Source organism: Natronococcus jeotgali DSM 18795 (assembly GCF_000337695.1).
GTDB classification, from domain to species: Archaea; Halobacteriota; Halobacteria; order Halobacteriales; family Natrialbaceae; genus Natronococcus; species Natronococcus jeotgali.
Map to the genome: position 1 here is coordinate 1 of NZ_AOIA01000033.1, position 17,648 is coordinate 17,648.

Annotated in this window: 18 protein-coding genes; 14 read left to right on the forward strand and 4 right to left on the reverse strand. The window is 67.4% G+C overall.

Annotation, left to right across the window (positions count from 1 at the left end; all coding sequences use genetic code 11):
- The 6 genes from C492_RS05015 to C492_RS24450 form a co-directional block, all read left to right on the forward strand.
- A partial coding sequence (locus C492_RS05015; RefSeq protein ID WP_008421093.1) for an ABC transporter substrate-binding protein occupies positions 1-865 on the forward strand: 865 nt, incomplete at its 5' end.
- Positions 866-992: 127 nt separating this feature from the next.
- Positions 993-1,994, forward strand: a complete 1,002-nt coding sequence (locus C492_RS05020; RefSeq protein WP_008421094.1) for an ABC transporter permease — start codon at positions 993-995, stop codon at positions 1,992-1,994.
- A 2-nt stretch (positions 1,995-1,996) separates the two neighbouring features.
- The gene (locus tag C492_RS05025; protein WP_008421096.1) at positions 1,997-2,989 is read left to right on the forward strand and encodes an ABC transporter permease; all 993 of its coding nucleotides are present in this window, start codon (positions 1,997-1,999) and stop codon (positions 2,987-2,989) included.
- Between the two features lie 2 nt (positions 2,990-2,991).
- Positions 2,992-4,107, forward strand: a complete 1,116-nt coding sequence (locus C492_RS05030) for an ABC transporter ATP-binding protein (RefSeq protein WP_008421098.1) — start codon at positions 2,992-2,994, stop codon at positions 4,105-4,107.
- Positions 4,108-4,123: 16 nt separating this feature from the next.
- Entirely contained in the window at positions 4,124-5,428 is a 1,305-nt protein-coding gene (locus C492_RS05035; protein ID WP_008421100.1) for an ABC transporter ATP-binding protein, read from the forward strand.
- A 173-nt stretch (positions 5,429-5,601) separates the two neighbouring features.
- Entirely contained in the window at positions 5,602-5,748 is a 147-nt protein-coding gene (locus C492_RS24450; protein WP_169333433.1) for a hypothetical protein, read from the forward strand.
- 33 nt (positions 5,749-5,781) lie between these two features.
- Here C492_RS24450 and C492_RS05040 read toward each other — a convergent pair whose 3' ends face one another.
- Entirely contained in the window at positions 5,782-6,276 is a 495-nt protein-coding gene (locus C492_RS05040) for a hypothetical protein (RefSeq protein WP_008421104.1), read from the reverse strand.
- A gap of 45 nt (positions 6,277-6,321) precedes the next feature.
- Positions 6,322-6,480: a DUF7556 family protein gene (locus C492_RS24455; RefSeq protein ID WP_008421105.1), complete on the reverse strand. Its 159-nt coding sequence runs from the start codon at positions 6,478-6,480 to the stop codon at positions 6,322-6,324.
- Positions 6,481-6,610: 130 nt separating this feature from the next.
- Here C492_RS24455 and C492_RS05045 point away from each other — a divergent pair, with 130 nt between their 5' ends.
- From C492_RS05045 to C492_RS05070, 6 genes are all read left to right on the forward strand, one after another.
- Positions 6,611-7,516 (forward strand): CBS domain-containing protein, encoded by a 906-nt coding sequence (locus tag C492_RS05045; protein WP_008421107.1) that lies wholly within the window; start codon positions 6,611-6,613, stop codon positions 7,514-7,516.
- A complete protein-coding gene (gene glyS / locus C492_RS05050) occupies positions 7,509-9,284 on the forward strand; it encodes a glycine--tRNA ligase (protein ID WP_008421109.1) in 1,776 nt (591 codons plus the stop codon). The genes C492_RS05045 and glyS overlap by 8 nt, the downstream gene beginning before the upstream one ends.
- Positions 9,285-9,345: 61 nt before the next feature.
- Positions 9,346-10,329 carry an acetamidase/formamidase family protein gene (locus C492_RS05055; RefSeq protein ID WP_008421110.1) on the forward strand — a complete coding sequence of 328 codons (984 nt, stop codon included), beginning with the start codon at positions 9,346-9,348 and terminating at the stop codon, positions 10,327-10,329.
- 7 nt (positions 10,330-10,336) lie between these two features.
- Positions 10,337-11,476 carry a bacterio-opsin activator domain-containing protein gene (locus C492_RS05060; protein WP_008421112.1) on the forward strand — a complete coding sequence of 380 codons (1,140 nt, stop codon included), beginning with the start codon at positions 10,337-10,339 and terminating at the stop codon, positions 11,474-11,476.
- A 46-nt stretch (positions 11,477-11,522) separates the two neighbouring features.
- Positions 11,523-11,852, forward strand: coding sequence for a HalOD1 output domain-containing protein (locus C492_RS05065; RefSeq protein ID WP_008421114.1), 330 nt, complete (start codon positions 11,523-11,525; stop codon positions 11,850-11,852).
- Positions 11,853-11,993: 141 nt separating this feature from the next.
- Positions 11,994-12,578, forward strand: coding sequence for a diacylglycerol/polyprenol kinase family protein (locus C492_RS05070; protein WP_008421117.1), 585 nt, complete (start codon positions 11,994-11,996; stop codon positions 12,576-12,578).
- Positions 12,579-12,631: 53 nt separating this feature from the next.
- Here the strand turns inward: C492_RS05070 and C492_RS05075 are convergent, their stop codons facing one another.
- Positions 12,632-13,276, reverse strand: coding sequence for a helix-turn-helix domain-containing protein (locus tag C492_RS05075; RefSeq protein ID WP_008421120.1), 645 nt, complete (start codon positions 13,274-13,276; stop codon positions 12,632-12,634).
- An 83-nt stretch (positions 13,277-13,359) separates the two neighbouring features.
- Here C492_RS05075 and C492_RS05080 point away from each other — a divergent pair, with 83 nt between their 5' ends.
- A complete protein-coding gene (locus C492_RS05080; protein ID WP_008421122.1) occupies positions 13,360-14,292 on the forward strand; it encodes a hypothetical protein in 933 nt (310 codons plus the stop codon).
- Positions 14,293-14,537: 245 nt separating this feature from the next.
- Here C492_RS05080 and C492_RS05085 read toward each other — a convergent pair whose 3' ends face one another.
- Entirely contained in the window at positions 14,538-15,038 is a 501-nt protein-coding gene (locus C492_RS05085; RefSeq protein WP_008421125.1) for a TspO/MBR family protein, read from the reverse strand.
- 149 nt (positions 15,039-15,187) lie between these two features.
- Here C492_RS05085 and C492_RS05090 point away from each other — a divergent pair, with 149 nt between their 5' ends.
- Positions 15,188-17,632, forward strand: coding sequence for a DEAD/DEAH box helicase (locus tag C492_RS05090; RefSeq protein ID WP_008421127.1), 2,445 nt, complete (start codon positions 15,188-15,190; stop codon positions 17,630-17,632).
- Positions 17,633-17,648: the final 16 nt, after the last annotated feature.

Genomic DNA, 17,648 nt, shown 5'->3' on the forward strand with positions numbered 1-17,648 from the left:
GGACATCCGGTCGGCGAACACCGACGCCATCGCGGGCATTCCGAACGACGACTGGGACGTCCTCGAGGGCGAGGACGGCGTCCAACTCCACGGGGCGGAGAGCCCCTCGTACATGTACATGGCGTTCAACTGCAACGACGGTGCCACGACCAACCCCGAGGTACGACGGGCCGTCGCTCACGCGTTCTCGATGGAGGAGTTCATCCAGGAGAACGGGGAGAACGTGACCTCGCCGATGTACAGTCCCGTTCCGCCGGTCGTCAACGAAGTCTGGGGCTTCCCGGAGGAGGAGTACCAGGACCTCCTGCCGGAGTACGATCCGGACGAGGCCGAGTCGCTGCTGAACGAACACGCGCCCGACGGCTGGGAGCCGACGATCATCACGCCCGAGGGGATCCGAGCCCAGCTCGCCGAGCGGATCGCGACCCGGCTCGACGAGATCGGCTACGGCGCCGACGTGCAGGTGCTGGACTTCGCGACGCTGGTCGACACCTACGTCACCGGCGAGGCCGACGACTACGAGATGTACCTACTCGGCTGGACCGGCGGCCCCGACCCCGACTTCTACCTCTACTCGCTGTTTCACGAGAGCCAGGCGGGGGTCAACCAGGGGCACTTCTACGAGGGAAGCGACGGCTTCCACGAGGATATCCTCGCGGCCCGGCAGTCGGCCGACCAGGAGGAGCGGTACGAGCTCTACGAGCCGGTTATCCGGGAGATCGTCGAGGAGCTGCCCGCGTTACCCGCGTTCACGCAGGACAACACGATGGCCTCCCGGGACTACGTCCAAGACCTGCAGGCGCACCCCGAGGTCACCAACAACCCGCGGGTGATCTCGGACTACGCGAACGTCTCGCTCGAGTAACCGCGCCGGAACGAACGCCCGCCGTTCACGCGAACGGGTGGGTGGACGGCGGAGGTGGAGAAAACGGCGGGAGACCGCCCGCGGGAACAGATGAAACGACCGACCGATACCAAACCGACCTAAGAGAATGGGACTGCTTCGATACACCGGATACAGACTGCTGCAGGCGATTCCCGTACTGATCGGGATCTCGGTCATCACGTTCCTGCTCGCGAACCTCGGGCCGGGCGATCCCGTCAGTCTCATGCTGCACGGACAGGAACACGACCAGGAGCTGATCAGGGCGATCGAACAACGGTACGGGCTCGACAAACCCCTCCACGAGCGGTACGTCACGTACATGAGCGGGCTGTTTCGGGGCGACCTCGGCCAGAGCATCCACCACAACCGACCGGTGGCCGACCTGATGCTCGACCGAATCGGGCCGACGCTGCTGTTGGTCCTCTCGGCGTACGCGTTCGCGCTGGTAACGGCGATTCCGCTCGGCGTGCTCGCGGCCAAGCGCCGGAACGAGCCGACAGACCACGTCTCGCGGCTCGTCGCGCTGTTCGGCGTCAGCACGCCCTCGTTCTGGATCGGGATCGTGCTGATCCTGATCTTCGCCGTCACGCTCGGGTGGTTCCCCTCGAGCGGGCTCATCTATCCGTGGCGACCTCCGAGCACCTACCGATCGATCGACGGCCACCTCGAGCTGTACTACGAGTCGTTCAGACACCTGCTGTTGCCGATGATCGCGCTGGGGACGCTCCAGATGGCGACGATCATGCGCGTGGAGCGAACGCAGATGATCGAGTCGCTGCAGGGCGAGTACGTCAAGCTCGCCCGCGCGTACGGCGTTTCCGAGCGAACGATCCTCCGGAAACACGCCTTTCAGGTCGCCCAGTTGCCGATCATCACCATCGTCGGGCTCAACCTCTCGACGGCGATCGGCGGCGCGGTCCTCATCGAGACGGTGTTCAACATCAACGGCATGGGGCGGCTGTTCATCAACGCGATCTCGCAGAACGACTACCAGCTCGTGATGGGGATCACGATGATGCTCGGGACGCTGTTCGTCGTCGGCGTCATCATCACCGACATCTCCTACGCGTACATCGATCCCCGCGTCACCTACGGGGAGACGGACTAACTATGGCAGTAGGCGAATCACAACTCGAGAGCGGAACCGAATCGGACGAGGGGGTCGAAGCCCGCGTCGGCTGGCGCTACACCCTCGCGAGGATCGCGGACGACACGACCGCCCGCTGGGGGCTGTACATCGTCGCGGTCGTGCTGCTGGTCGCGCTGTACGCGTTCGTCGACAGCAACCTCTCCCGGCTGACCCTCGGAGCCGTCTCCGACTACACGTTCGCGAACGCGATTCCGATCTTCGATCACCCGACTCGCATTCCGGATCCCGGCGAGGGACGGGCGAACGTTCCCCCCGCGTTCCACCCCGAGGGAACGCTCGAGTACCCGCTGGGGACCGACAGGAACGGCCGCGACTACTTCACCAGGATCGTCTACGGCACGCAGGTGTCGGTGATGGTCGGGTTGATCTCGACGGTTCTCGGACTCGTCGGCGGCACGATCATCGGCGCCGTCGCCGGCTACTACGGCGGCGCGATCGACGACGTGTTGATGCGGGCCATCGAGACGCTGTACTCGATCCCGCCGCTGATCCTCGTGATCGTGTTCACCGTCTTCGTCGGCGGCGCGAACATCTGGTACGCGGTGTTGGGCGTCGGGCTCGCGTTCGTCCCGGTGTTCGCCCGGATCATCCGGAGCCAGGTGCTGAGCGTCCGCGAGATGGACTACATCGAAGCCGCGCGCGCGGCGGGCGTCAGGGACCGCCACATCATCCTGCGACACGTCGTCCCGAACAGCTTCGCCCCGGTGCTGGTCTACGCGACGCTACAGATCGGCGTGACGATTCTCATCGTGGCCGGACTGTCCTTCCTCGGCTACGGCGCACAGCCGCCGACCCCGGACTGGGGCCAGATGCTCAACACCTCACACGGCTACATGCACTCGAACATCTGGCTCTCGATCTGGCCGGGGCTGGCGATCGTAATCACAATTATGGGCTTTAACCTGTTCGGCGACGGCCTGCAGGACGCCCTCGACCCGCGGATCGACGACTGACAATGAGTTCCGAACCACTCCTTCGCGTCGAAAACCTCAAGACGCAGTTTTTCACGGACGCTGGCACAGTGCGCGCAGTAGACGGCATCTCTTTCGAGGTCTACGAGGGCGAGATCGTCGGCCTCGTCGGCGAGAGCGGCGCCGGGAAAAGCGTCGCCTCGATGAGCCTGTTGCGACTCGTCGAACGCCCCGGCGAGATCGTCGGCGGCGAGGTCACCTACAAGGGCGAAACCGTCTTCGGCCTCGAGGAGGGCCCCGACGGCGAGCTCCGGGAGCGCGAGGAGATGCTCTCGAACGAGGCGGTCCGCGAGCGCATTCGGGGCAACGAGATCGCCGTCATCTTCCAGGACCCGATGGAGTCGCTCAACCCCGTCTTCACGGTCGGCGGCCAGCTCCGGGAGGTCATCGAGCTCAATCGCGGCCTCTCGAAGGAGGCGGCCCGGGCGGAAGCGATCGAGATGCTCCGCGAGGTCGGTATCCCCGACCCCGAGGAGCGGTACGAGGAGTATCCCCACCAGTTCTCGGGCGGAATGCGCCAGCGCGTGCTCATCGCGATGGCGCTGGCCTGCGAGCCGAGTTTGATCGTCGCGGACGAGCCGACGACGGCGCTGGACGTCACCGTCGAGGGCCAGATCATCGACCTCGTCGACGAGCTCCAGGCGAAGTACGACACGAGTTTCATCTGGGTCACTCACGACATGGGCGTCGTCGCGGAAATCTGCGATCGGGTGAACGTGATGTACCTCGGCGAGATCGTCGAGCAGGCGCCCGTCGACGAGCTGTTTCACGATACCAAACACCCCTACACGCGAGCGCTGCTGAACTCGATGCCCCGGCCGGATCGGACCGTCGCGGAACTCGAGCCCATCGAGGGCGTGATGCCCGAGGCGATCTCGCCGCCCTCGGGCTGTCGGTTCCACCCGCGGTGTCCGGACGCCAGGGAGGTCTGTCGGCGGGTCCACCCCGAGCCCGAGGAGGTCGCCCGGGCCGACAGCCACCCGCACAACGCGGCCTGTCTCAAACACGACGCCTTCGACGTCGGCTACGACGGGAGCGCCCCGCTCGAGGGCGATCCCCGGACGACCGCGGGCGGGTCCGGAGGTGAGGGCGGTGAGTAGTCAGCTGGGGTCGGAGATGGCCGGCGAGGACGTCGCCCACGGCGAACCGCTGCTCGAGGTCGAGGGGTTGAAGAAGTACTTCGGTCAGGACTCGGGCCTGCTGGGCGGGATCTCGTTCGAGCCCGGTCGATTCCCGCCGATCAGCCTCGACGAACAGCAGGTCAAGGCCGTCGACGACGTGAGCTTCGAGATCCGGCGGGGCGAGACGCTCGGGCTCGTCGGCGAGTCCGGCTGCGGAAAGAGCACGCTCGGACGGACGCTGCTTCGCCTGCTCGAGCCGACGGCGGGGACCATCTCCTTCAAGGGTGACGATCTCGCGGCGCTTTCCGGCGAGGAGCTGCGCCGGAAGCGCGCGGAGATCCAGATGATCTTCCAGGACCCCCAGTCCTCGCTCGATCCGCGGATGAAGGTCGGTCGGATCATCGAGGAGCCGATGCGCGCCCACGGGATGCTGGACGACGAGGGTCGGGAGGCCCGCGCTAAGGACCTGCTCGAGAAGGTCGGGCTCGACCCGCACCACTACAATCGCCACCCGCACGCGTTCTCCGGCGGCCAGCGCCAGCGGGTGAACCTGGCGCGCGCGCTGTCGGTCAACCCCGATTTCATCGTCTGCGACGAGCCCGTCTCGGCGCTGGACGTCTCGATCCAGGCGCAGGTGCTGAACACGATGGAGCGGCTCCAGGAGGAGTTCGGCCTGACCTACCTGTTCATCGCCCACGACCTCTCGGTGATCCGTCACATCTCCGATCGGGTCGCGGTGATGTACCTGGGCAACGTCGTCGAACTCGCCGACAAGGAGGAACTGTTCGAGAACCCGCAACACCCCTACACGAGGGCGCTACTGGACTCGATTCCCGTCCCCGATCCCCGCCGGCGGGGCGCTCGCGGCGCCCTCGAGGGGGAGGTTCCCAGTCCGGTCGATCCCCCGTCGGGCTGCCGGTTTCGCACCCGGTGTCCGCGCCTGATCGCCCCCGAGGGGTACGACTGGACCGACGAGGAGTGGGCTCACACCCGGTCGTTCCTGCGCGCAGTCAAGCGGCGGACGTTCGAGTCGGCGTCGGCCGCGGAACTCCGTCGGGAGTTCTTCGGCGGGGACCTCCCCGACGGGGAGGCCGGCGAGATCGTCGCGGAGGCGATCGCCCTCGTCGCGACCGATGCCGACGCGGGGACCGAGGGCCGCGGCGACTGGACGGACGCGCGCGAACTGTTGCTCGAGAAGTTCGCCCGCGAGAGCGTCTGTGCGACCGAGCGTCCCGCGTACGACGTCGAGACCGAGCACGGGACCGACAGTCACTTCGCGGCCTGTCACCTCCACCGCTGACCGCCGTCGCGAGGGGCCTGTTCTCGTCGCTCACCTCGGCCGTCGCGAGTCCGACCGTCGGGGACGATCGAACGCGTCGTGAGGGTGTGCGACGCCTCCCGTGAGAAGTAGTATCCAACACTATCGTTGGTGGTATAAAGTCTTAAGCGGTCGGCCTCATTATTAACTCGTGAATGAGTAAGATTATGTCCATCCTGACGACGACCGCCGGATTCGGCGCGAAGGCGCGGCGAGCGATCGATAACTCCCCGGAGTTTTCGGGAGTACAGACCAGCGACGACGGACGGCCGGAAACGCGGCTGCCGGTCGGCGGACTCTAGAAGAGCGCGACGCTCGAAGCGGCGTTCCGCCGGCTATCGGATCGCGATCGTGGTGGTATCGCTCGGCGCGAACGCGCTCTCGCGCGCGGCGACGAAGACGCGAATCTCGTACTCGCCGGGATCGGGGACGACCGACTCGCGGTAGCCGTTTCCGCGGCGCAGTTCGAATCGGCCGCTCCAGGTGAACGTCGTTCGCTTGCGCTCGCCGCCGCCGAAGGAGAAGGAACTCGGGCACCTGCGGGTGTAGCGGTTCTCGTCGCTGCCCTCGAGGCGTCCGTCGACGGTCCACCCCCAGCGACGACGCTCGGGGGTGAGGATCTCGATCGGAACGGGGAGCGGGTTCTCGAACTCGACGGCGATCTCGACGGGGTCGTCGCGGTCGTACACGCGGCGGTCGGTATCGACGGAAACGCGAAGCAGCCGTCGGGCGAGCGCCGTCGGAACTAGCGCGGCGAGGAGGGTCGCGGTCGTGTACCGGGAGTCGTCGGATCGATCGGTTCGATCGATTCGGGGGCGCGGTCCAGCCATCTACCGAGAACTAGCAGCCGGAAGGGAAAGTACTGTACGGGGCCGCTACCGCATCGACGGGAGCGTCGGCGCTTCGTCGGCTCGCATCGAGAGCCACGCCCCGTCCACCGAGATATCCGCGATGATATACCGGTCGGCCGACTCGGTCGGATCGATCGATCCGACGACCGTCCCGTCGGCCCCGACCGTGACATCAGATGGCATCGTACGTGAATGTGAATGCCTCTCACATATAAGCGCGTCGGATCGACGCGTTCGCGCTTCCGGACGGCGGGGTCGTCCGTTCGCAGTTGAAACACTGGGTTTATACTCATTTTCACCGTACCGGGTGTACATGAACGTAGCCGACGCGATGACGCCGCGGGAAGACGTAGTGACCGTGGAGTTGCCCGGCACTCGAGAGGACGTCCTCGAGTACCTGCAGGAACAGTCGTTCTCGTCAGTTCCAGTCGTCGCGACGGAGGACGACGGCGTGGCGTACCGCGGGCTGGTCTCGCGGGACGTCCTGATCGAACAGCCCGACGAGGACCAGCTCGTCATGCTGATGGACGACGTTCCGACGACGACCGCCGGCGCCTCCCTCGAGGAGGTCGCCCGGCTGATGGTCGAGGAGGGCGAGCGCCGGATCCCGGTCGTTAATAGCGCGGAACAGAGTTCCGCTGACCGTTCGGGCGGCGATGAGCCGCCCGAAGACGGAACGTTCGAGGGGATCGTCACGGTGACCGACGTCGTTCACGCGATCGCCTCGGGCGATCAGGAAACCGACGACGCCGTCGAAAGCCACTCGAGCGGGGACGTCAACACGACCTACGAGGGCGCCCCGCTGCCCGTCGCAGAGCGCGAGCTGTACTACGCGAACGTCCCCTACACAGTCGCGTTAGACGACGACGGGCGAATGAGCGGTATGCTGACCGAGGTCGACATCATCGACGTCGCCCGCATCGTCGAGGGTGAGGAGGAGACCGGGGACAACTTCCCCGATCAGGATTCGGAGTGGTCCTGGGAGGGGATCAAGGGCGTCGGGAGTCGCTACCTCCCGACGCGGGACATCGAGCTCCCGACCGGTCCCGTCCGGGAGTTCATGAGCGAGGACGTCGTGACGGTCTCGGGCCAGACTTCGGTGCAGGAGGCCGCCCAGCGGATGATCAACAACGACGTCGAACAGCTCCCGATGGTTACGGGCGAACGGCTCGTCGGCGTCGTCCGCGACGTCGATCTCCTGGAGGCACTCGATGAGTGAATCCGAACGGTCCGACGCGACGGCCGAGCCCACCGCCGAGAAGCTGGTCGAACTCGCCAAGCGTCGGGGCTACTTCTTCCAGTCCTCGGGCGCCTACGGCGGCGTCGGCGGCTTCTACACGTTCGGTCCCCAGGGCGCCGCGCTGAAGGGTAACGTCGAGGACGCCTGGCGCGACCGCTTCGCCGTCGCGGAGGGCAACATGGAGATCGACGCCCCGACGATCATGCCCGAACCCGTCTTCGAGGCCTCGGGCCACCTCGAGGGGTTCGACGACATGCTCGTCGAGTGTCCCGAATGCGGCGAGAGCCACCGCGCGGACCACGTCGTCGAGGACAACACGAGCTACGAGGACGCCGAGAGCCTTCCGATCCCGGAGGTCGAGGAGGTCATCGCGGAGTACGAACTCGTCTGTCCCTCCTGCGGGGCGGGACTTGCGGGTCAGGCGGTCGAGACCTTCAACCTCATGTTCGCGACGAACATCGGCCCCGGCGACTCCGATCCGGGCTACCTGCGCCCCGAGACCGCCCAGGGCATCTTCGTCGAGTTCCCCCGGCTGAAGGAGTACGCGCGCAACCAGCTTCCCTTCGGCGTCGCCCAGATCGGGCGGGCCTACCGCAACGAGATCAGCCCGCGGCGCTCGATCATCCGCACCCGCGAGTTCACGCAGGCCGAACTCGAGTACTTCGTCGACCCCGAGGAGGACGAACCGCCCGTAGAGCGCGTCGAAGACGTGGAAGTGACGCTGTACCCCGTCGGCGAACAGAACGACGAGGACGGCGAGGAGATCGAGACGACGATCGGCGCGGCCGTCGAGGAAGGCGTCATCGCCGACGAGTGGGTCGCGTACTTCCTCGGGATCGCCAAGCCGTGGTACGAGGCCGTCGGCGTCGACATGGACCGGTTCCGGTTCCGCCAGCACCTCTCGGGCGAGCGGGCCCACTACGCCGCCGATTGCTGGGACGCCGAGAGCGAGATCGACGGCAACTGGATCGAGATGGCCGGCTTCGCGAACCGAACCGACTACGACCTCTCGAAACACGCCGAGCACTCCGAGGATCGGTTTACGATCTTCAAGCAGTACGACGAGCCCGAGACCGTCGAACGGGCGACCGTCGACCCCGACATGAGCTACCTGGGGCCGGAGTTCGGCGGCGACGCCCAGGCCGTCGTCAGCGAACTCGAGGCGCTGGCAGAGCGGGATCGGACCGCCTTCGAGGGTGAGACCGTCGAAGTCGAACTCGAGGGCGAGACCGACGAGATCCCCGTCGAAAAAACCGGCTTCTCGGTCGACGAGGAGACGATCGCCGGCGAGCACATCACCCCGCACGTCATCGAACCCTCCTTCGGCGTCGATCGGGTCGTCTACACCGTGCTTCACCACGCCTACAGCGAGGACGAGGTCGACGGCGAGGAGCGAACCTACCTCGCGCTCGATCCCGAGGTCGCCCCCACGTTCGTCGGCGTCTTCCCGCTTCAGAACGACGACGACCTCGAGACCCTCGCCGACGACGTCGTCGCCGAGCTGCGAGAGGCGGGACTCTCGGTCACCTACGACGACTCGGGCAACATCGGGCGGCGCTACCGCCGCCAAGACGAGGTCGGCACGCCGTTTTGCGTGACCGTCGACTACGAGACTCTCGAAGCCGACGAGACGACCGTCACGGTTCGCGAACGGGATACGACCGACCAGAAGCGACTCGCGGTCGACGAGCTAGCCGAGACGCTGGCGGCGATCCGGGCCGGCGAGATCGCGTTCGAGGACCTGTAGCCCGGCGGGAGTCGGATAGTCGTCGTATCCTTTATCCTTCCGTCGCTCCTACGGGCACCGAATGTCCGAAGAGATCACCGACGTAGACTACCGGATCGGGGCCGACGACGCCGTTCACAGCGTCTGGGACAACGGGCTCGAGCCGGTTTCGACCGTCGAACCGGGCGACGTCGTTCAGTTCGAGTGTCGGGACTCGACGAACGGACAGCTCGGTCCCGGCTCGACGGCCGCGGACGTCGCGGCCCTGAGCGTCGACCCGATCCACCCGCTGACGGGCCCGGTCGCGGTCGCGGGGGCCGAGCCGGGCGACGTGCTCGCGGTGGAGCTGCTCGAGTTCGAACACGAGGGGTGGGGGCAGACGCTGGTCCTCCCCGGGGAGATGGAGCTGGGGCTCCTGGCCGCGGAGTTCCCCGAGCCGGCGTCGCACGTCTGGGAGCTCGAGGACGGCGTCGGCCGCTTCGTCGACGGTATCGAGGTCCCGATCGATCCGTTCCCCGGCGTGATCGGGGTCGCGCCCGCCGAGGACGGCGCACACAGCACGTTCCCGCCGCGGTCGGTCGGCGGAAACCTCGACGTCAAACACCTCACGGCGGGCTCGACGCTGTACCTCCCCGTCGCGGTCGAGGGCGCCCTGTTCAGCGTCGGCGACTGTCACGCCGCACAGGGAGACGGCGAGGTCTGCGGAACCGGGATCGAGGCACCGATGACCGTCACCTGCCGGTTCGACGTGCGCTCGGAGCCGACGATCGAGCAGCCCCGCTTCGAGACGACGGGGCCGTTCACCCCGAGCGGGCGGGACGAGCCGGCGTACGGGACGACCGGCGTCGGCGAGGACCTGATGGAGGCGGCCAGGGCGGCGGTCCGCCAGCAGATCGACCACCTGGTGACCGAGCGCGGGCTCGACCGGGCGGAGGCCTACATGCTGTGTTCGGCGGCCGTCGACCTGAAGGTGAGCGAGGCGGTCAACGCCCCGAACTGGGTCGTTTCGGCGTACCTGCCGGAGGGGATCTTCCCGAAGGCGCTTCGACGGCCGACGCGGGGGTGACGGAACGGTGATCGATCGACCGGAAGCGGACCGATCCGACGGCGAGGCGGGCGACTCCGAGGCGAACGAACGCGCGACGATCCCCGGGAACCTCGCGCGGCAGGTGTTCGAGGCGAGTCCCGTCGGCACGATCGTACTCGACGCGGCGGGCGAGATGGTCTTCGCGAACGAGCGCGCGGCGGAGACGCTCGATCTCTCGCGGGCGGAGATCGCCGCCCGAACGTACGATTCGCCCGACTGGAACATCTACTACGACGACGGGCGTCCCGTTCCCGCGGACGAGAACCCGGTCGCGCGCGTGCTCGAGAGCGGCGACCCGGTGTTCGGCTTCGAACACTGGATCGAACTCCCCGACGGCTCCGAGCGGTGGCTCTCGAGCAACACCACCCCCGTTCCGGACGAGTCGGGGGCGACCGAGTACGTGATCGTCGCGTTCGAGGACGTGACGGCGCTGAAACGACGCGAGAAGCAGTTAACCAGCGATCACGTCCGACGCCTCGAGTTTTGGGCCGACGAGTCGGCGGTTCCGCCCTCTCTCCGCGTCGAGGGCGGCGACACGCGGATCGACGTCGACTCGATCGTGCCGCTGCCCGACGGGACGACCGTCCAGTACATGGGGACGTCGGATCTCACCGCGAGCGAGTTCGTCACCGCCGTCGAGGAGGTTCCGCACTACCTCGACGTGCGGTTGCTCAGCTCGATCGACGGCCGCAGTCGCGTCGAGGCGCACGCGGAGCCGACGACGGTCTCGCACGTGTTTCCGTCCCTCGGGGGGCGCGCCTGTGCGATCGTCGTGACCCCCGACGAAGTCCGTTTCCTCGGGGAGCTCCCCGGCGACGTCGACCCTCGCCTGGCGGCCGACGGAATCAGGGAGTTCCACTCGGAAGCCGAACTGGTAAGCGAGGAGCTCGTCTACTCGCCACACCTCCTGTACGACGTGGTCGCCGACGCCCTCACCGATCGGCAACTCGCCGCGCTCGACGCCGCGTACTTCGGCGGCTACTTCGAGACGCCGCGAACCAGCACCGGCGAGGAGTTGGCGGATCGGTTCGACGTCACCCGCCAAACGTTCAACCAGCACCTCCGAAAGGCGCAGCGAACGGTGTTCCGTCACCTCTTCGAGGAGTCCGGTGCGGACGCACGCTGACTGGTCAGTGTCTCACCTTACGGGCGTGAGGTCGTATGAGAACGTAATGAGCGACGAGACGATTTATCCCGAGACGGTGCCGGCGGTCGACGACGATAGGGTAGGGTACGATCCGAAAGAGGGGACGTTCCACGCCCGGTTCGACGGCGAGGCTGAGACGGTCACGCTGGCGGTCGTCGAGACCGTCGCGGCCGTCACGGGTCGCGAGTTCGGTTCGATGACGCCGCTGTTCCACATCGTCGATCCCGAGGCGCTGTCCGCGCTCGTGGAGACGACGTCGGCGCGACCGATCGCGGTGAGCTTTTCGTACGAGGGGTGTTGCGTGACGGTCTCGAACGACGGCACCGTCGTCGTCGAGCCGCCCGAAGAAGCCTGAGCGCTCCGGGACCGATCGGGGTCGGCGCCGACCGGCTGTCACGCGTCGCGTCCGACGGTTCCCGCCCGAGGAGGCACGCTCGATAGCCACGCCGCTCCGTAACCGACGGACTGAAGGCACGGTCCTTCGAGGGTTCCCGTGATGGCCGACGAACTGAAGCGACGGCTCGTTCACGCCAGCGGGTCGGGCCTGGTCGCGCTCTATCTGCTCGCCGACGCTCTCGACCTCGGGCTGACCTGGACCCGGTTTCGGGTCCTCATGGTCGCCCTCGCGGCCGGCGCGCTCGTCCTCGAGTTCCTCCGGCTCCGGGTCGGTCTCGACTGGCGACTCTACGACGCGCTCACCCGAGAGTACGAGCAGGACAACCCCGCAGCCTACGCTCTCTACATGATCAGCACGGCGGCGGTCGTCCTCGTCTTCGCGCCGGAGATCGCCCTGCCGTCGATGCTGATGCTCGCGCTGGGCGATCCGATCAGCGGCGCCGTCTCGGACGACAGCCTCCAGCGGATCAAGCCCCCGAAGGTGCTGGTCACGATGTTTCTCGTCTCGACGGTCCTCGCGGTTCCCTTTCTCCCCCTGGCGGCGGCGCTGGCAGCTGCGCTGGGCGCGATGCTGGCCGACGGCGTCACCCTCGAGATCCGCACCTACATCATCGACGACAACCTGACGATCCCCGTCTACGCCAGCGTGCTGGCGTTTCTGGCCCTCGAGTTCCTGCCGTCGTAATCTCGCCGGCCCCCGGCGTTCGTCCGGCGAGCGCGAGCCGTCGCCCGGGTCGATCAGGGAGCGTCGTCGAGGACGCGTTCGACCGCTCGAGCCTCCCCCCGCCGCAGCAGCTCGGAGGCCGTCGAGACGGCGCACTCGAGTTCGGCCGCGACGGCCTCGCTCCCGTTCCGGCGCGGGACCTCGTAGTAGCCCAGCTCTCGAGCGACCGCGAGCGCTTCGCGCTGGCGATCCGAGACGCTCCCGGAGACCGTCAGCTCGTCGCGAGCCCACAGCACGTCCACGGAGACGCCCTCGGGAACCGTCTCGAGGATCGCCCCGAGGTCGTCGGGGTGGCCCACGAGCGTCAGCCGCATCGTCCGGTCCGCCCGAACCTCGATCGGCGGCACGACCACGACCGTCTCCTGAGCCAGCGCGTCCAGCAGCGAGACTCCCTCGGGGCCGAGCTCCCGGCGCAGGTAGAGAAAGAAGCCGTCCTCGGCGGACGTGATCTCGTACTCCCGAACGAGGTCTCGGTCGGCGACCAGCGGCTCGTAGGCCGCGGGATCGCCGTCGACGAACGAGGTGATCGTCTCGACGCCGTCGACCGCCTGCCCGCCGAGGGTTAGCTCTCGCTCGAGGGCGGGCGACGAACAGATGCCCTCGTGAATCGGGGAGAGCGCGTCTCGCTCGTAGCGCAGTTCGACGCCGACGGACTTCACGGTCGATCGTACGGACGGGACGTACTTGAATGGCCGATAGGTTTCGGGAACACTGCGAACGTCGCTCGCGCCGACGATCCGATATGGCATTCGAATCGCGGGGACGCCGGAGTCTCGTTCTGGGAGCCGTCGTCGTCGCCGGCCTGAGCTACGCGCAGTACCGCAGACGTCGCGGATCGGCAGCGAGCGACTCGAGGTACATCACCGAACGTCACGCGGGCGCGTTTCTCGTCCGCCGACGCGTCGCTGGGGATCGCCTCGAGTCGGTTCGCGAAGCCGTTGCAGAGCGCTGTGCCGACCCCGACGATTCCCGACCGCTGCTCGGCCTCGAGGGGGCGACCACGGCCTCGCTGTTTCTCGACACCGGTAGCGAGCCGGAGCTGATCTGGTACGTCGAGGTGCCCCGCTCCGCGACGGCCGACTGGGAGGATCCGGAATCGCGGGTCGAGGCGGCGTTTCCCCTCGAGCACGACGCGCTCTCCGAGACCGGAGCGGAACTCGAGAGCGAACTGCTCGTCCACGCCGTCAACCCCGATCGGCCACGAACCGCGACGGGGGAAGCGGACGGCCCGTTGGTCGTTGACAGTTCGGAGCTCGAGGACGGCGTCGACGTCGACCTCGTCGGGTTGCACCTGAAACCGGGGCTGGCCGAGCGGCTCGCGGACCGCTTCGCCGGCCTCTCGCGGCGCGTCGCGGCGGGCGACCTCGAGCTCGGCCCGATCGAGCGCTGGAGCGGGGCGATGCTCGAGGCCGAGAACATGTACACCGAGTCGATCCTCCTCGAGCGCCGGCCCGAGGGGTACGTGCTCTGTGGGTACATGGAGACCGAGGCGATGGCGGGGGTGTACGACGCCTACTACGACACCCGGAACCCGGTTGCGCGGGCTTCCGAGGTCGTTCTCGGGCGCGTGCTCGAGGAGCCGCGACAGATCCTCGAGTACCCGCTCGGGACCGGGCTCGAGACCCTCGCACACGCGGTCGATCCGGATCGGCCGCGCCGGCCCGAGGAGTGTTGAAAGGGGTACTGTTCAACGACGAATCTTCCGACCTACCTGATCCGGAGGTACAGACTAGTGTCGTGGTTTCGCTCTGGAAAGCGTTCTGCTCGTACGAACACACGGGATCGCCACGCCCTCCCCAACCGACTCGTTCGCTCTCTTCGGTCGCTCACTCGCCCCTCGCACGGCGTCGAGTCGCGCCTCGCTTTGCTCACCGCGACTCAGCGCGCGCCACGATGGAGAGATGGAACTCAGGTCGCACCTTACGCGTTCAACCGCCAGATCTCGAAGTTGAGCACGGCGGCGAAGGTGATCCAGGCGAGGTAGGGCACGAGCAGGGCGGCGGCACGGCGGTCGACCCGCCGGAAGGCGACGATGGTCGCGACGACGAGCACCCAGAGGGTGACGATGATGCCGAACGCGACGAGCAGCTGCTCGAGCGAGAAGAAGGCTGGCGTCCAGGAGACGTTGACCGCCATCTGGACGACGAACAGGCCCAGGGCGAGCCGTCTCCCGTCGCTCTCGCTGCGCCAGACGAGCCAGAGCGCGACGCCGAGCAGGGTAAACAGCAGCGTCCAGACGATCGAGAAGGCGATGCCGGGCGGGTAGAACCAGGGTTTCTCGAGCGCCTGGAACCAGGCCGTGTCCGACGACGAGATCAAGGCGGGCGCGCTGCCGACGGCGTTGACCAGGACGACGAAGCCGATCGCGGTGAGGATCGACCGCGGCTCCGGCAACCCGGGGGTGGACCTCGAGGTTTCCATACGCCCTCGACGACGCGGGGACGCTTGGAAGCTGGCGTTGCATCGCGCGGGAACGAGTCGTGTCCGACTGTCGAGAGCAGTTCCGCCTTCCGTTTCACTTTCACCCCGATACGCGAACCCTTATTCGCGGCGAGGATGAACGCCCGGCAATGGCAGCGACGGACGAGGACGGCGGACAGCCGACGATCGACCACCCCCTGCTCGAGCCGGACTTCCTCGAGCGACGGCTCTACCAGCTCAAGCTCGCGGGGACGGCCGCGAACCACCACACGCTCGTCTGTCTCCCGACGGGGCTGGGGAAGACGACGGTGAGCCTGCTGGTGACCGCCCGCAGGCTCGAGGAGGTCGGCGGAACCGCCCTGATGCTCGCGCCCACCAAACCCCTCGTCCAGCAACACGCCGAGTTCTACCGCGAGGCCCTGCAGATTCCCGACGACGAGATCGTCGTCTTCACCGGCGACGTCAGCCCGGACGATCGGGCCGCCCTCTGGACGGAGGCGACGGTCGTGATGGCCACCCCGCAGGTGATCGAGAACGATCTGGTCGGCAGCCGGATCTCGCTTTCCGACGTCACCCACTGCACCTTCGACGAGTGCCACCGCGCGACCGGCGACTACGCGTACAACTACATCGCCGAGCGCTACCACGCCGACGCGAACGACCCCCTCGTCACCGGAATGAGCGCCTCGCCCGGCGGCGACGAGGAGGCCATCCTCGAGGTCTGCGAGAACCTCGGCCTCCAGGAGGTCGAGGTGATGACCGAAGAGGACGCCGACGTCGCGGAGTTCACCCACGACACCGACGTCGAGTGGGAGCGCATCGAACTCCCCGAGGAGGTCCTCGAGATCCGCGACGCGCTGAACGAGGTGATCACGGACCGCCTCGAGAAGCTCAAGGAACTGGGCGTCGCTTCCTCGACCCAGCCCGACCAGTCCCAGAAGGATCTCAATCGGATGCGCGCGGAGCTCCAGCAACTGATCGACAACGACCAGTCGGAGGGGTTCGAGGGGATGTCCGTCCACGCGGAGGTGATGAAGCTCCGCCAGGCGGTCACCCTCGTCGAAACCCAAAGCGTCGAGGCGCTGCGGCGGTACTTCGAGCGCCAGCGCAACCAGGCTCGCTCCTCGGGAGCCTCGAAGGCCAGCCAGCGGATGGTCTCGGATCCCCGGGTTCGAGAGTCGATACGGAAGGCCGAGAACTTCGACGAGATACATCCCAAGTACCGCAAGAGCCGGATGCTGCTGGCCGAGACGCTGGGGCTCGAGGGCGGCGACCGGGTGATCGTCTTCACCGAATCGCGCGACACCGCGGAGGCGCTGACCGACTTCCTGAGCGAGAGCTTCGACGCGAAGCGGTTCGTCGGTCAGGGCGACCGCGAGGGCTCGGACGGAATGACACAAAAGGAACAACAGGAGGTCCTCGACGCCTTCCGGGGCGGGGAGTTCGAGGTGCTGGTCTCGACGTCGGTCGCCGAGGAGGGACTGGACGTGCCGGAGGTCGACCTCGTACTCTTCTACGAGCCCGTCCCGACGGCGATCCGGTCGATCCAGCGCAAGGGCCGTACCGGACGCCAGTCGGAGGGTCGGGTCGTCGTCCTGCTGGCCGAGGACACCCGCGACGAGGCCTACTTCTGGATTTCGAAGCGCCGCGAGAAGGAGATGGAGTCCGAACTCCGGGAGCTGAAGGGGATGGCCGACGACCTCGAGGCGGAACTCGACGACGCCCAGCAGTCCCTGGCCGCGTTCGAGAGCGGAGCGAAAGTGGACGGCGGGGGCGGAAAATCGCAACCCGGCGCCGGGGCTTCCAGCGGAAACGAGGGGGTTGGGGATCGGCCGGGATTACGGGAGTTCGCCGAGGAGAACTCGGATTCGAGTAGCGACGGCGGCGAACCGAGCGATGGGGGCGAGGACGTCGAGACCCACGAGCCACACGCCGAGGGCGACCGCGTGGAGGTCGTCGCCGACCAGCGCGAGATGGACGCCAACATCGCCCGCGAACTCTCGCGCCGGGAGACCTACGAGGTGCGCCTCGAGACCCTGGAGGTCGGCGACTACGTGCTCTCGGATCGGGTCGCCGTCGAACGGAAGTCCGTCGCCGACTTCGTCGACTCGCTGGTCGGCGGCGACCGCTCGGTGTTCGAGCAGGTCGGCGCGATGAGCCGCCACTACGCGCGCCCGATCGTAATCGTCGAGGGCGAGGGACTGTACGAACAACGCGACGTCCACCCCAACGCCGTCCGGGGCGCGCTCTCGAGCCTGGCCGTCGACTTCGGCGCGAGCGTCCTCCGGACCGAAAGCGAGGCCGACACGACGGACCTGCTCGCGGTGATCGCGGGCCGCGAGCAGGAGGCCGGCGACCGGGAGGTGTCGGTCCACGGGCAGAAACAGGCCAAGACGATGGCCGAACAACAGGAGTACGTCGTCTCCTCGATCGCCGAGATCGGCCCCGTCACCGCCCGGTCGCTGCTCGAGGAGTTCGGCACCGTCGAAGCGGTGATGATCGCCAGCGAGGACGAACTGACGGAGGCCGACGGCGTCGGCCGGGTGACCGCCGAGCGGATCCGCGACGTGATCGGCACCACGTACACCGGCTAGCGGAGCCCTCGGACGG